Raw genomic sequence first — 13,895 nt, 5'->3', positions numbered from 1 at the left:
TCCTCGGAATTATAAATTGGTTTTAAGAATACTATTCTTCTGTCAGTTCAAAAAAACTAAACATATTACCGCCATAACTTTTAGAATGAGAATACTGTGATAAACCTGATAAGTCGGTATGTTTAGAGTGTTCTAAAATTAAAAGTCCATCTTTTTCTAATAGGTTATTTTGAAAGACTAATTCTGGGATTTTTGAAAATTCTTCCACAGGAAATTCATATGGTGGATCTGCAAAAATAATAGTGTAAGGTTGTTGATGATTTTCTAAAAAGCTAAACACATCACTTTTAATGGTGTTGATAGGCATTTCAAAACTTTCAGCAGTTTCATTAATGTATTTTATACATCCATAATTTTGATCAACGCAGGTAATGTTTTCGGTACCTCGTGATGCAAATTCGTAACTGATATTACCCGTGCCAGCAAATAAATCTAAAACAGAAATTTCATCAAAATAATATTGATTATTTAAGATGTTAAATAAGGCTTCTTTAGCCATATCTGTTGTTGGTCTAACGGGTAGTTTTTTTGGTGCAACTAACTTTCGTCCTTTGTATTTTCCGGATATAATACGCATTAGAGACTTTTTAATAAAGTGAAATTAGAATAGTTATTTGTTGGTTTTTCCACGAAAGCGAAAGTGTCAAATCTATTACCAAAACTAACATGTCTTACATACTTATAAGCTATTTTATAAATAGGATGTTCTTTATCTAAATTTCCTAAAAAGACAAGCTCGATAGTTTCTGGATTGAGCTGTAATTGCTCTAAAGTAAAGAGTAAATAATAGATAAAATCTTCTTTAGTTTGATAATTAAACGTATTGTAAAGTGCTAATTTACCTGAGTTAAATGCTACTACTTCAAAGCTTTCTGTATTTACATTAACGTATACTTTAGAAGTGTTGTTATTTTTTTCTAAAGTCAATAATTGCTCAATTAATACTGTAGAAAAATGTTTGTAAGTAAAGCTTCCAAACTTGTCAAATAAGTAATTGTTTATGTTGGTAAATGGAACATAAACATTTATACTATCATTTTGTTTAATATCATCAAAAGTAATAAAATCTGTTTTTAAAATTTTGGTATTAAATTTTAAATAATCTGCTAAATTATCTTCGTCAAATAATGGTTTAGGCACTAGAGTAGACCATTCGTTTTCATGAATAACAGTTACTTTATCAAACGCTTGATCTAGTTTAGGATTAGAGTTAAACTGATGCTTTACAGCATCTAATAAATCTAACGGTGTTTTTTTTATAAAGTCTACATTTTGTAGATCTATAATGGTATTTGTATCTGTGTTTAGGATACAAAAAGAAAGTCCACTCAAACTTAGTTGAATGGACAGTTCTAGGTTGGTTAAAATATTATGTGTATTATTCGTTATTGCCATAAGTTTTTGGCCAGTTTCCTACAGTTTTAACTTCGTCCATAGATCCAACACGTAAAGCATCTCCGTTAACACCTTCTACAGATAATACTTCTTTTTCTTTAGAAACTAAATCTTTAGGTTGGTCAAATAATAAATCGTCTTTTTTAACAAATGCTTCAAATACAGGTATTTTATTATCTCCATCTGTTAGTTCTCCTGCATTTAAAGTAAATTTAGTACCTGGTTTAGCATTTGGTACATCCATCATTGTTTTGTATCTAGTAGAAGTTTTAAACAAACTATCTTTTACAGGTACGTATCCAATAGTATCTGTAATTACAATATCTTTAAACATTTCTACACCACCATAAGCCTTGGTTCTTTCTTCGTCAACAACACTAGAGTCGCGTCTTTCTATAATTGTAAATTGACCATTTTCAATAAACTTAATTAAAGTATCGTAGCTTTTTGTAAACTTTCCGTTTACTTCTCTGTATGCTAATTCAGAATCTCTAATATCTTTTAATTTTTCAATTGCAGCAGCATAACGTTTCACTTTTAATTGATTAAATTTAATTTCTCCATAAACAGAGTCAAAAGTTAAATAACCTAAAAGGATAATTAAAGCCCAAAGTGCAATTACAATTACAGGTTTTACTTTTGAAGGTAAATATTTGTCAATTAGCCATACAATTGCAAAGGTTAAAAGAATGGCACCAATAATAATTAATATTAAATTTAGCATAGTGTTTTTTATTAAAATATAATTAAGGTCAGTGACAAATCTACAATTTTTTTTTATTCGTAAAAACCATTTGTTGGTAAAAATGATTTATATATTTGAGAAAAAGTTTTTAAACCTTGTGCCTTAATGACTAGTTCAGAATTTTATTCCCTTATAAAACAGCAATTTCCATTTAAACCAACCGCAAAACAAGACATTTTACTTTTACAACTTTCAGAATTTATTTTTAAAGATACTACAGATAGCGTTTTTTTATTAAAAGGTTACGCCGGTACAGGAAAAACAACAATTATAGGTACTATTGTAACTAACTTATGGAAAGCAAAGAAAAGTGCAGTCTTAATGGCTCCAACAGGTAGAGCAGCAAAAGTAATATCTAATTACTCAAAAAAAGAAGCCTTTACAATTCATAAAAAAATATATTTTCCTAAAAAAAATAAAGGTGGTGGCGTTAATTTTGTTTTACAACCAAACAAACATAAAAACACCATATTTATTGTAGACGAAGCGTCTATGATACCAGACACACCTAACGATTCTAAATTATATGCTAACGGGTCTTTGTTGGACGATTTAATGCAGTATGTATACCAAGGACATAAATGTAAATTACTTTTAATTGGTGATACAGCACAGTTGCCTCCAGTAAAGTTAGATTTAAGTCCAGCTTTAAATGAAAACACACTAAATCTAAACTACAACAAATCTGTTACAAAGATGGAGTTAGATGAAGTAACACGTCAAGGTTTAGATTCTGGGATCTTAGAAAATGCAACTTTATTAAGAGAAGCGTTAGCAGACGAGTTTTTTGAAAGTTTTAAATTTAATTTAAAACCTTTTAAAGATATAGTTAGGCTAGTTGATGGTTATGAGATTATGGATGCCATAAACGATGCTTATAGCACTTTAGGGTATGAAGAGACAAGTATAATTGTTAGAAGTAATAAACGTGCTAATTTATATAATCAACAAATTAGAAGCCGAATTCTATTTAGTGAAAACGAACTTGCAGCAGGCGATTATCTAATGGTAGTTAAAAACAATTATTTTTGGATAAAGCCAAATACCGAAGCAGGTTTTATAGCTAACGGAGATATTATTGAAGTCTTAGAAATCTTTAGTTTTAAAGAATTATATGGTTTTAAATTTGCAGAAGTAAAAGTTAAAATGGTAGATTACCCAAAAATGAAACCTTTTGAAACCGTTTTACTTTTAGATACGATAACTGCCGAATCACCATCACTGTCTTATGAAGAATCAAATAAACTTTATGAAGAAATACAAAAAGATTATGAGGATGAAACGAGTAACTATAAAAAGTTCCTAAAAATCAAGAATAACCCACATTTTAATGCTCTTCAAGTTAAGTTTTCTTACGCTATTACTTGCCACAAATCTCAAGGAGGACAATGGAACACTGTTTTTGTAGAACAACCATATTTACCTAACGGAATAGATCGAGATTATTTACGCTGGTTGTATACAGCAGTAACAAGAGCTAAAGAAAAACTGTATTTAATAGGTTTTAAAGACGAATTTTTCGAAGAAAATTAAAGCAATACCTACCAATAATTAACATTAATAGACTATTTTTGAATAGTAATTTTTCAAAATAAAATATGAAAATCATTGCCATGATACCAGCACGATATAGTGCTTCTCGTTTTCCCGGTAAACTTATGCAAGACCTTAACGGAAAACCAGTAATTACACGTACCTATGAAGCTACAGTTAACACCAATTTGTTTGACGATGTGTTAGTTGTAACAGATAGTCAAATTATTTATGACGAAATAAAACATATTGATGGTAATGTTATGATGAGTAAAAAAGAACATCAATGTGGAAGTGATAGGATAGCAGAAGCGGTAGAAAATTTAGATGTAGATATAGTAGTTAACGTACAAGGTGACGAGCCTTTTACAGAAGTTGATTCCTTGAAAAAATTAATAAATGTTTTTAAAAACGATCCAAATAAAGAAATAGATTTAGCGTCTTTAATGGTTCGTATTAAAGATAAAGAAGAAATTAAAAATCCTAATACTGTAAAAGTAGTTTTAGATAAAAATAACCTAGCGCTTTATTTTTCAAGAAGTCCAATTCCTTATCCTAGAGATGAAAATGTTAATGTAAAATACTACAAACATAAAGGTGTTTATGCATTTAGAAAACAAGCATTATTAGATTTTTATCATTTTCCTATGCTAACATTAGAGGCATCAGAAAAACTAGAACAACTAAGATATTTAGAATACGGAAAAAAAATTAAAATGGTCGAAACTAATGTACAAGGAGTAGAAATTGATACACCAGAAGACCTTGAACGTGCAAAAAAGCTATGGAAATAAATTACGATAATATTAAAGTAATAGGTTTTGATGCAGATGATACGCTTTGGGTTAACGAAACCTATTTTAGAGATGCCGAAACAGAATTTGCTAAACTATTAAGTCAATTTGAAACACCTAATAAAATAGATCAAGAACTATTTAAAATGGAGATGAAAAACCTTCCTGTTTATGGTTATGGTGTAAAAGGTTTTGTATTATCAATGGTAGAAATGGCTATAGAATTATCAAATGGAACAGTCTCTAATAAAGTCATTTCAAAAATATTAGAGATAGGAAAAGATATGATTAATAAAGATGTAGAGCTTTTAGATGGTGTAGAAGAAGTGTTAAAAAAACTTTCAACTAAATATAAATTAATTGTAGCCACAAAAGGAGACTTATTAGACCAAGAAAGAAAACTTGAAAAATCTGGACTGTTAGACTACTTTCATCATATAGAAGTTTTAAGTGATAAAAAAGAGGCTAATTACTCTAAATTATTAAATCATTTAGACATCAATCCTAAAGAATTTTTAATGATAGGAAACTCTTTAAAATCAGATATCTTACCTTTAATAAACATAAAATCAAAAGCAATTCATGTTCCTTTTCATACCACTTGGGCACATGAAGAAGTTAAATTAGATGCAAATAGTAATAATCAATTTCATACTTTAAAAACTTTGAAAGAAATACCACAATTATTACAATGTTAAAAACTATAGATATAGAAACCTGGGAAAGAAAGCAGCTTTTTAATCACTTTGCCAATTTTAAAGACCCATATTTTGCTGTAACTATTCCTTTTGATGTAACAAAAACCTATCAATTTTCTAAGGATAATAACCTAAGTTTTTTTGGTGTCTATTTGCATGCGTGTATGATAGCAATTAATAATGTAGAAAATTTAAAGTATAGAATAATAGAAGATAAAGTAGTTAGTTATGATGTTATAAATGCATCACCAACGATATCTAGAGAAGATAAAACTTTTGGGTTTTCTTTTGTAAATTATGATAAAAATTTAGATGTATTTTTAAATAATTTACTTTTAGAAAAACAAAGAATTAATAACACAGATCAATTATATCCACCTAAAAACGGATTAGATTGTATACATTGTTCTGCACTACCTTGGGTAGATTTTACAGGACATAAAGAACCAGTTTCTGGCTTAAAAGACTCTGTACCAAAATTAGCTTTTGGTAAAGCAGTAAAAAGGAATAACCAATTAAAAATGAATGTAGCTATAAGTGTAAATCACGCTCTTGCAGATGGATATCATATTGGTTTATTTTCAGAAATATTTCAGAAACACCTAAATAAATAATAAATTTACAAAATAAGAAAACTAGTTAATGCAATTCAAAAATTTTCCAATGGTGTCCAAAATTGTTTTTGGACGAGGCAGTTTCAGTCAGCTAGGAGAAATATTAGAACCTAAGCGTGTAAACAGAAATGCTCCATTTATATATTTTGTAGATGATGTCTTTAAAGGTAATGCTTGGTTAACTTCACGAATTCCTTTAGCTTATGACGACAAAATAATATACGTCTCAGCAGCAGAAGAGCCAAAAACATCACAAATAGATCAGTTAGTAGAACAAATAATATTAGATTATAAAGAACGACCATCTGGTATTATTGGTATTGGTGGTGGATGCATTATGGATGTAGCTAAAGCAGTATCTATTATGCTAAATAACGATGGAGAATCTAAAGATTATCAGGGTTGGGATTTAGTTAAAAATCCTGCAGTATATCATGTTGGTGTGCCAACCATATCAGGTACAGGAGCAGAAGTGTCTAGAACAACAATATTAACAGGTCCAGAACGTAAGTTAGGCATTAATAGTGATTTTACTCCATTTGATCAAGTTATATTAGATCCAGAATTAACTAAAGATGTACCTAAAGACCAGTGGTTTTACACAGGTATGGATTGTTATGTACATTGCATAGAGTCTTTAAATGGAACATACTTAAATGCTTTTAGTAAAACTTATGGTGAAACTGCTTATGAGTTGTGTAAAGAAATTTTCTTATCAGATCATCTAACAGCAGAAGAAGCCCAAGATAAATTAATGATGGCTAGCTGGCATGGCGGGATGAGTATTGCGTATTCTCAAGTTGGTGTTGCTCATGCTATGAGTTATGGTTTAGGATATTTATTAGGTGTAAAACATGGCATAGGTAACTGTATAGTGTTTGATCATTTAGAGGAATATTATCCAGAAGGCGTTAAACTTTTCAAACAAATGAAAGAAAAGCATAACATACAATTACCACAAGGTATTTGTGCCAATTTAACAGATAAAGAATTTGATACCATGATTGGTGTAGCATTAAGCCTAGAACCATTATGGGAAAACGCAATAGGAAAAAACTGGAAGAAAAAAATAACACCAGAAGTCTTAAAGGCACTCTACCAAAAAATGTAAAATGCGTTGGTTAGCTAAATTAATTTATTTCAAAATCTTAGGTTGGAAAGTTGTAGGAAATACTAATTTTTCTAAGGATTCAATAAAAAAAGCAGTCTTAATTTCTGCGCCTCATACTCATAATTTTGATTTTATTATAGGACTACTTTTAAGAAAAGTTGTTGATTTAAAATCTAACTATTTAGGAAAAAAAGAGCTTTTTGTATGGCCTATAGGATATTATTTTAGAGCTGTTGGCGGTGTTCCTGTAGACAGAAAAAATAAAGAAAATAAAGTTGAAACCATAGCAAAACTTTTTGACGATAAAGAAGAGTTTAGATTAACCTTAGCTCCAGAAGGCACAAGAAGTAAGGTAGATAATTGGAGAACTGGTTTTTATTACATAGCTAAAAAAGCAAATGTGCCAATAATCATGTTTACATTAGATTATCAAAACAAACAAAACAAAGTTTCAAGACCTTTTTACCCAACAGATAATATAGAAGAAGATTTTAAATACATGAAGTCTTTTTTTAGTGATGTTAAAGGTAAGGTTAGTAAAAATTCTTAAGCTAAAACGTTGTTAATCTTAGTTTTGGCATCTTATTTGATATAGATATAATGTAGATATTAATGAAACATAAAGTAAACTTCCCAAGTCACTAAAAAGAAACATTATAAAGCTACAACTTACTTAAATTAAGCGCTTTCAATTACATAGTTGAAAGCGTTTTTTTTGTTAAAAAATGTTAATGTGTGTTTTTTATAAAACCCATTAAAAGGAAACTTCGTAAGTATGGTGTATTAACAAAACAACAAAAATTATGAAAACTCAAAAAACAGTAAAATTTTTAAGTCTTTTAGCAATTGCTTCATTTGCTTTAACTTCTTGTAGTGATGACGATGACAACGGAATGGATATGCCTATGGCGGAAGTTTCAACTAAAATTTATACATCTAATAATGCCAATGGTAATATTGACGAAATTAATGTATCAGATATGTCAAACGTAGAATCTAAAACTTTAATTACAACAAGTACAGCTGCAGATGGTGTATATTATGATTCAGAATCTGATGCCGTTTTTCAAGCATCAAGATCAAATCTTTCTTTAGAAGGTTTTTCTAATATAAGTATGATTAGCTCTGGTACAAATGTATCCATAGATTTTACTGGTACGGCAGATATGACAAGTCCTCGTGAAGTTGCAGTAAATGGTGAATTTTATGTGGTTGCAGATAACAGTGATGTAGATGGAGATGTAAACACACCTGATGGTAGATTATTTATTTATCAAAAATCGGGTAGTAACTTCACTTTAAGAAATACTATTACTACAAACTTTAAATTATGGGGAATTACTTTTGCTGGATCTGATTTATATGCAATTGTAGATGTTACAGATCAATTAGCTGTATTTAATAACTTTTTATCAAATACCACAGATGCTACAGTTATGGCTACAAAAACAGTTTCTGTAGAAGGAATTGTTAGAACACATGGTATAGCTTATGACATGGATGCAGATGTTATGGTATTAACAGATATAGGTGTTGCAAGTGGTACTTCTACAAGTGCATCAGATGGTGGATTTCATGTTATTTCTAATTTCTCAACAAAATTTAATAGTATAAACGATGGTGGTACTTTAGCAATGTCTAGTCAAGTTAGAGTTGCAGGATCTAATACAATGTTAGGTAATCCAGTTGATGTTGCGTATGATAGTATGACTGAAACAGTATATATTGCAGAAGCTGCAAATGGTAAGATTTTAGCTTTTAATAATATCTCTTCAGGAGGAAATCTTACACCGGTTTTAGATTATGATTTAGCATCAGCTTCTGCAGTTTATCTTTCTAAGCAATAATTAATGGTTGATAATTGATTTGATTTGAAAGAAAAAAGGCTATTCAATTTTTGAATAGCCTTTTTGTTTTATAAATAAGGAAGCTTATTAATCTGTTGTTTCTTCCATTGTGTGATATACGTTTTGTACATCGTCATCTTCTTCTATTTTTTCTAAAAGTTTTTCTACATCTGCAGCTTCTTCTTCGGTTAATTTTTTTGTGACTTGTGGTATACGCTCAAAACCTGAAGATAAGATTTCTATTTCTCTGCGTTCAAGTTCTGCTTGTATTGCTCCAAAACTTTCAAAAGGTGCGTAGATTAAGATACCATCATCATCTACAAACACTTCTTCTGCACCAAAATCTATTAGCTCTAATTCTAATTCTTCAGGATCTAATCCTTCAGCATTAATTCTAATATTACAAGTATGGTCAAACATAAAAACAACAGACCCAGATGTACCTAAACTACCGTCGCATTTATTAAAATAACTACGTATGTTGGCTACAGTACGTGTATTATTATCTGTTGCTGTTTCTACTAAAACAGCAATACCGTGTGGCGCATAACCTTCAAAAACTACTTCTTTATAATCGCCTTGATTTTTATCACTAGCACGTTTTATAGCACGTTCTATATTGTCTTTAGGCATATTTACAGACTTGGCATTTTGTATAACTGCTCTTAGTCTTGAGTTGCTGTCAGGATCTGGTCCACCTTCTTTAACAGCCATTACGATATCTTTTCCTATACGTGTAAAGGCTTTACTCATAGCAGCCCAACGTTTCATTTTTCGTGCTTTTCTAAACTCAAAAGCTCTTCCCATATTTGATGTTTTATTTTTGTCTTCTAACGAAGGCGGTTATTTAATTTTTTGCAAATTTAAAAAAGAGAATTTAATTATTCTTCTTCCTCAATAATAGCTTCTATTGCTTGTGCTAATTTAAAATCTTTTTCTGTAACACCATCTGCATCATGTGTAGATAAAGAAATACTTAATACGTTGTACACGTTTTTCCAGTCCGGATGGTGGTTTAATGCTTCACATTCAAAAGCTATACGACTCATAGCACTAAAGCAATCTTTAAAGTTTTCAAATTCAAATTCGGCATGTATTGCATTATCGAAATATTCCCAATCTGGTAGTCTTAATAGACGTGTTTCTATGTCGGTTTTAGATAGTTTTTCCATATTAATGTTTTATGTTTTAAAAATAAGAAATTTATACTTCTAATTCAGATAAAATGTCTTGACTTAATATTTGAAGGTGCTTTGGTAGTTTATTCTCTTTTGGTAAAACAGCAAGATAACGATCTTCGTTGGTTGTATATACTCGTTTATACAATGGATTTTTGTATCCTAAAGATGAAATAATTTCTGAGAAAAAATCTTCGTGATGCACTAGGTCTTGACTTCCAAGATGAAAAATTCCTGATTTATTTCGATTAATGATGTAATGAATTTGCTGAGTTACCTTGCTATCATTTGTAACATTCATTATTAAATTAGGAAACACTTCTATTGGTAGTTTTTCTCTTAAATGAAGTTTTATTTCTTTAATTCTAGGAGATTGTACGCCAAAAACCATAGGTAGTCTTAAAACACCTATTTTGTTTTTTGGTAGTCTAAGAAGCATGTTTTCTATCTTAATTTTAAAATGACCATACATACTATGACTTAAAGTTTTGTCAAATTCGTAACTAGGAAATTGACTGTAAGCATCAAAAACATTTGCTGATGATAAAAAAAGTAACTTACAATCGTTATTTGTAATATAACTAACAATGTGTTGATGTGCTATAACTTGAGCCGAAAAATTACCACGAAGGGCAGATATAATTATTGTAGGTTTTATTATATCTAAGATTTCAAAAACGTCATCTTCTTCTATATTATATTGAAAAAAGTGATGGTTTTTCTCATATACATATTTATCGGTACAGTAGGTACCAAATGTGTTATAGTAGGCATACAGCTCTTTGTAAATGGCTTGTCCTAAAAAACCACTTGCGCCAAGAATTAATACACGATGTTTGTTGTCTTTTTGAGGCTTCATTAATCTACTTCATTTCAAATAAAATGCCAGAATAAACTTGTTAAAACAAACCAATGTTTATAGCGACAAGCTTAGACTGACATTGTATTATTTTCTTTAAAAAATTATCCTTTGTAAAAAGGTAATTTTACTACCGTTGCTGGAACTGCATTTTTACGAATTTGAATGTTAATTTTACTTCCAAAATCACTAAAAATAGGAGAGACGTAACCCAAACCAATTCCCTTTTTTAATGAAGGAGACATTGTACCAGAGGTAACTTTACCTATTAATTTTCCTTGTCCGTCTACAATATCGTATCCTGTTCTTGGTATACCTTTTTCGTCTAACTCAAATGCTATAAGTTTGCGTTTTAGTACTTTTTTCTTTTGTTCTTCTAAGTTTTCTGAGTTGGTAAATTTTTTGGTAAACTTAGTAATCCAACCTAAACCTGCTTCAAAAGGAGATGTTGTATCGTCTATATCATTTCCGTAAAGACAATAACCCATTTCTAAACGCAACGTATCACGTGCTGCAAGACCAATTGGTTTTGCTCCAGCTTCTGTAACTTTATCCCAAATTTGTTTTACTTCGTTGTTTTTACAGTAAATTTCAAATCCACCGCTACCAGTATATCCTGTTGCAGAGATGATAACATTTTCTATCCCAGCAAAATCGCCTACTATAAAGTTGTAAAATTTAATTCCGGCTAAATCGTGGCTTGATAAAGCTTGCATTTTTTCAACTGCATTAGGACCTTGAATAGCTAGTAAAGAATATTCTTCAGATAAGTCACGCATAGTAGCGCCAAATGTATTTTTAGAGCTAATCCAATTCCAGTCTTTTTCTATGTTACTAGCATTAACAACTAATAAATATGTATTTTCTTTTACTCGGTATACAATTAAATCGTCAATAATTCCGCCTTCATCATTTGGTAAACAAGAATACTGTGCTTTACCAATAGTCAATTTTGAAGCGTCATTACTGGTTACGCTTTGTATAAGATCTAAAGCATGTTCTCCTTCAATCAAAAACTCACCCATATGGCTCACGTCAAAAACGCCACAATCTGTTCTTACAGCTTCGTGTTCTATATTAACACCTTCGTATTGAACAGGCATGTTGTAACCTGCAAAAGGAACCATTTTAGCACCTAATGCAATGTGAGTATCTGTTAATGCAGTATTTTTCATTTTAAATAATATTTTTTATTTCCGTCAAGCGGAATTTTTTAGTTTTAAGTGAAACAAAAGTATTGAAAAATATTGACTAGACATTTTCATTTTGAAGAAATAACTTCAATTTATCACACACTGAAATTTCTTTTAAATTATTGAATTTATACGTTTTTAGTGTTAAAAATTTAGCATTTCATTTCAATCTATATTAAACCTAAGTTAAACCTATTTTACAATTCTTATTAAAATCTAACTCTTTTGTAAATTAGAGTATTATGGAAAATATATTAGTAGCAGGTGCCAATGGTACCACAGGAAAAAAAATAGTAAACCTTTTAAAAGAATCTCAGTATTTTAACCCAATTGCAATGGTAAGAAAAGAAGAGCAAATCCCTTTTTTTGAAGCCAAAAATGTCGAGACGGTATTAGCAGATTTAAAAGATAATGTTGATGGGGCATTTAACAAATCTATTGATAAAGTTGTTTTTGCAGCTGGATCTGGAGGAAAAGATGTAGTTAATGTAGACCAAGAAGGTGCTAAAAAATTAGTAGATGCATCTATTAAAAACAATGTCAAAAAATTTGTTATGCTTAGCTCTTTAGGTGCAGATAAACCAGAAGAAGCTAACCAACTTCAAGACTACCTAAAAGCAAAACACAATGCAGACGAGTATTTAAAATCTAAAGATTTAAACTACTCTATAGTAAGACCAGGATCATTAACTAACGAGCCAGCAGCAAATAAAATTGAGTTAAAACAACATCTCAATAAACATGGCGAAATTAGCCGTAACGATGTTGCACAAACATTAGTTAGTGTATTAAATGACGATACAGCAAATAGAGAGACTTTTGAAATAATTAAAGGAGAAACCTTAATTGGTGAAGCTTTACATAAGTTATCTAGCTAATTATTGCGTTTTAAAATTTTAATAACACGACCATACATAACTTCAGATAGGTTCCAATTATAACCTTCAAAGTTAACGGTATTAGTAAATTGTATTACAACAGCATCAATATCTTTATGATACTTAGCGATGCTTTGATAACCAGGAACTAAACCAGTATGTTCATATTTATATATAGAGGAATAAATTTTTTGTTCCTCTTTGTTTTTAAATACATCTCCGTTATTTAAGGCTCTTAAAAATTTGCCTAAATCTTCTGCAGTAGCAAGCATACCAACATCTTCGGTTTTTAAATCTTTGTCATAACCAACATAATAACCACTCATAATACGGTTAATATTTACATCGTTTATGGAATTATAAGTGTTTGTTAACTGTAATGGTTTTAAGATATGCTGGTTTATGTAATCAAACTTAGGTTTTTCGGTAACTTTTTCAATAAGTTCTGTTAGTAATAGGTAGTTGGTGTTACTGTATTCGTAATCTGTATTTGGTTTAAAACGAGCAGGTAAATCTAAAACAATTTTAAGGTTTTCTCCATTTGTATATTTTGGATTTGCCCAATAATTATTAAAATCTGTATAGTTTGGTATACCACTTCTGTGCTGTACCATCATTTTAATAGTTATGGTGTTAGCATATTCGATTCTACCAACTAATTCAGGAAAATAATCCGCTAATGTTTTATTTAAATCAATCTTTTTGTCATAAACTAATTTAGTAATACAAACCGATGTGTATAGTTTATCATTACTTGCAATTTTAAATAAAGCGTCAGGTTTTGCAGGAATTTTATTTTCTGTATTATGATAACCAGAAGTGTAAAATTGAGGTGATTTTCCTGCTTGATCTACATAAACAATTATACCATCAAAACCGTAATCTGAAGCTTGATTTACTTGTTCTTGAATAGTATTTGGTAACGGTTTTATCCAAGCAGTTACAATTGGCCAAGGGACAAAATAGAGCGAAATTACAGTGCTTAAAAGCAGAACAATTCTTAGGATTAATTTTGATTTATTTTTCATTAGTTGAAATTAAATGTTGAAG

The 13,895-nt window shown here is 29.9% G+C and carries 16 protein-coding genes; 8 read left to right on the top strand and 8 right to left on the bottom strand.

Going from position 1 to position 13,895, the window contains the following annotated elements; all coding sequences use genetic code 11:
- Positions 1 to 31 precede the first annotated feature (31 nt).
- Genes rsmD through ACEQT4_RS00155 form a run of 3 tightly spaced genes read right to left on the bottom strand, consistent with a single transcriptional unit; the run spans position 32 to position 2,119 of the window.
- Complete coding sequence (gene rsmD / locus ACEQT4_RS00165) at positions 32 to 577, bottom strand: 16S rRNA (guanine(966)-N(2))-methyltransferase RsmD (RefSeq protein WP_370225447.1); 546 nt, start codon at positions 575 to 577, stop codon at positions 32 to 34.
- Positions 577 to 1,395: a DUF3822 family protein gene (locus ACEQT4_RS00160; protein ID WP_370225446.1), complete on the bottom strand. Its 819-nt coding sequence runs from the start codon at positions 1,393 to 1,395 to the stop codon at positions 577 to 579. Before ACEQT4_RS00160 ends, rsmD begins: the two co-directional genes overlap by 1 nt.
- Positions 1,379 to 2,119, bottom strand: a complete 741-nt coding sequence (locus ACEQT4_RS00155; protein WP_027879097.1) for a hypothetical protein — start codon at positions 2,117 to 2,119, stop codon at positions 1,379 to 1,381. The genes ACEQT4_RS00160 and ACEQT4_RS00155 overlap by 17 nt, the downstream gene beginning before the upstream one ends.
- A gap of 126 nt (positions 2,120 to 2,245) precedes the next feature.
- Between ACEQT4_RS00155 and ACEQT4_RS00150 the strand changes: the two genes are divergently transcribed.
- From ACEQT4_RS00150 to ACEQT4_RS00120, 7 genes are all read left to right on the top strand, one after another.
- On the top strand, positions 2,246 to 3,673 hold the full coding sequence (locus tag ACEQT4_RS00150) for an ATP-dependent RecD-like DNA helicase (RefSeq protein ID WP_370225445.1): 1,428 nt from the start codon (positions 2,246 to 2,248) through the stop codon (positions 3,671 to 3,673).
- Positions 3,674 to 3,738: 65 nt separating this feature from the next.
- Positions 3,739 to 4,467, top strand: coding sequence for a 3-deoxy-manno-octulosonate cytidylyltransferase (gene kdsB / locus ACEQT4_RS00145; RefSeq protein ID WP_370225444.1), 729 nt, complete (start codon positions 3,739 to 3,741; stop codon positions 4,465 to 4,467).
- Positions 4,458 to 5,165 (top strand): HAD family hydrolase, encoded by a 708-nt coding sequence (locus ACEQT4_RS00140; protein WP_370225443.1) that lies wholly within the window; start codon positions 4,458 to 4,460, stop codon positions 5,163 to 5,165. Before kdsB ends, ACEQT4_RS00140 begins: the two co-directional genes overlap by 10 nt.
- Positions 5,159 to 5,779: a CatA-like O-acetyltransferase gene (locus ACEQT4_RS00135; RefSeq protein ID WP_370225441.1), complete on the top strand. Its 621-nt coding sequence runs from the start codon at positions 5,159 to 5,161 to the stop codon at positions 5,777 to 5,779. Before ACEQT4_RS00140 ends, ACEQT4_RS00135 begins: the two co-directional genes overlap by 7 nt.
- 49 nt (positions 5,780 to 5,828) lie before the next feature.
- Positions 5,829 to 6,890 carry an iron-containing alcohol dehydrogenase family protein gene (locus ACEQT4_RS00130; RefSeq protein ID WP_223076658.1) on the top strand — a complete coding sequence of 354 codons (1,062 nt, stop codon included), beginning with the start codon at positions 5,829 to 5,831 and terminating at the stop codon, positions 6,888 to 6,890.
- 1 nt (position 6,891) lies between these two features.
- Positions 6,892 to 7,440 carry a 1-acyl-sn-glycerol-3-phosphate acyltransferase gene (locus ACEQT4_RS00125; RefSeq protein ID WP_370225440.1) on the top strand — a complete coding sequence of 183 codons (549 nt, stop codon included), beginning with the start codon at positions 6,892 to 6,894 and terminating at the stop codon, positions 7,438 to 7,440.
- 253 nt (positions 7,441 to 7,693) lie between these two features.
- On the top strand, positions 7,694 to 8,737 hold the full coding sequence (locus ACEQT4_RS00120) for a hypothetical protein (protein ID WP_370225439.1): 1,044 nt from the start codon (positions 7,694 to 7,696) through the stop codon (positions 8,735 to 8,737).
- Between the two features lie 87 nt (positions 8,738 to 8,824).
- Here the strand turns inward: ACEQT4_RS00120 and ACEQT4_RS00115 are convergent, their stop codons facing one another.
- From ACEQT4_RS00115 to gcvT, 4 genes are all read right to left on the bottom strand, one after another.
- Positions 8,825 to 9,544, bottom strand: coding sequence for a YebC/PmpR family DNA-binding transcriptional regulator (locus ACEQT4_RS00115; protein WP_370225438.1), 720 nt, complete (start codon positions 9,542 to 9,544; stop codon positions 8,825 to 8,827).
- Between the two features lie 74 nt (positions 9,545 to 9,618).
- Entirely contained in the window at positions 9,619 to 9,909 is a 291-nt protein-coding gene (locus ACEQT4_RS00110) for a 4a-hydroxytetrahydrobiopterin dehydratase (protein WP_370225437.1), read from the bottom strand.
- Between the two features lie 31 nt (positions 9,910 to 9,940).
- Positions 9,941 to 10,774 carry a sugar nucleotide-binding protein gene (locus ACEQT4_RS00105; RefSeq protein WP_370225436.1) on the bottom strand — a complete coding sequence of 278 codons (834 nt, stop codon included), beginning with the start codon at positions 10,772 to 10,774 and terminating at the stop codon, positions 9,941 to 9,943.
- Positions 10,775 to 10,878: 104 nt separating this feature from the next.
- Positions 10,879 to 11,949 carry a glycine cleavage system aminomethyltransferase GcvT gene (gene gcvT / locus ACEQT4_RS00100; RefSeq protein WP_370225435.1) on the bottom strand — a complete coding sequence of 357 codons (1,071 nt, stop codon included), beginning with the start codon at positions 11,947 to 11,949 and terminating at the stop codon, positions 10,879 to 10,881.
- A 260-nt stretch (positions 11,950 to 12,209) separates the two neighbouring features.
- On the opposite strand from gcvT, the gene ACEQT4_RS00095 reads away from it, so the two are divergent.
- Positions 12,210 to 12,845 carry an SDR family oxidoreductase gene (locus ACEQT4_RS00095; protein ID WP_027879085.1) on the top strand — a complete coding sequence of 212 codons (636 nt, stop codon included), beginning with the start codon at positions 12,210 to 12,212 and terminating at the stop codon, positions 12,843 to 12,845.
- Here ACEQT4_RS00095 and ACEQT4_RS00090 read toward each other — a convergent pair.
- The gene (locus ACEQT4_RS00090) at positions 12,842 to 13,873 is read right to left on the bottom strand and encodes a serine hydrolase domain-containing protein (RefSeq protein WP_370225434.1); all 1,032 of its coding nucleotides are present in this window, start codon (positions 13,871 to 13,873) and stop codon (positions 12,842 to 12,844) included. The two genes, ACEQT4_RS00095 and ACEQT4_RS00090, sit on opposite strands and share 4 nt — an antisense overlap.
- Positions 13,874 to 13,895 lie beyond the last annotated feature (22 nt).

This window comes from Mesoflavibacter sp. (assembly GCF_964226795.1).
In the GTDB taxonomy this organism is placed as follows: Bacteria; Bacteroidota; Bacteroidia; order Flavobacteriales; family Flavobacteriaceae; genus Mesoflavibacter; species Mesoflavibacter zeaxanthinifaciens.
The sequence above is the reverse complement of the archived record's forward strand: the minus strand, read 5'-3'. Positions and strand labels throughout refer to the sequence as shown.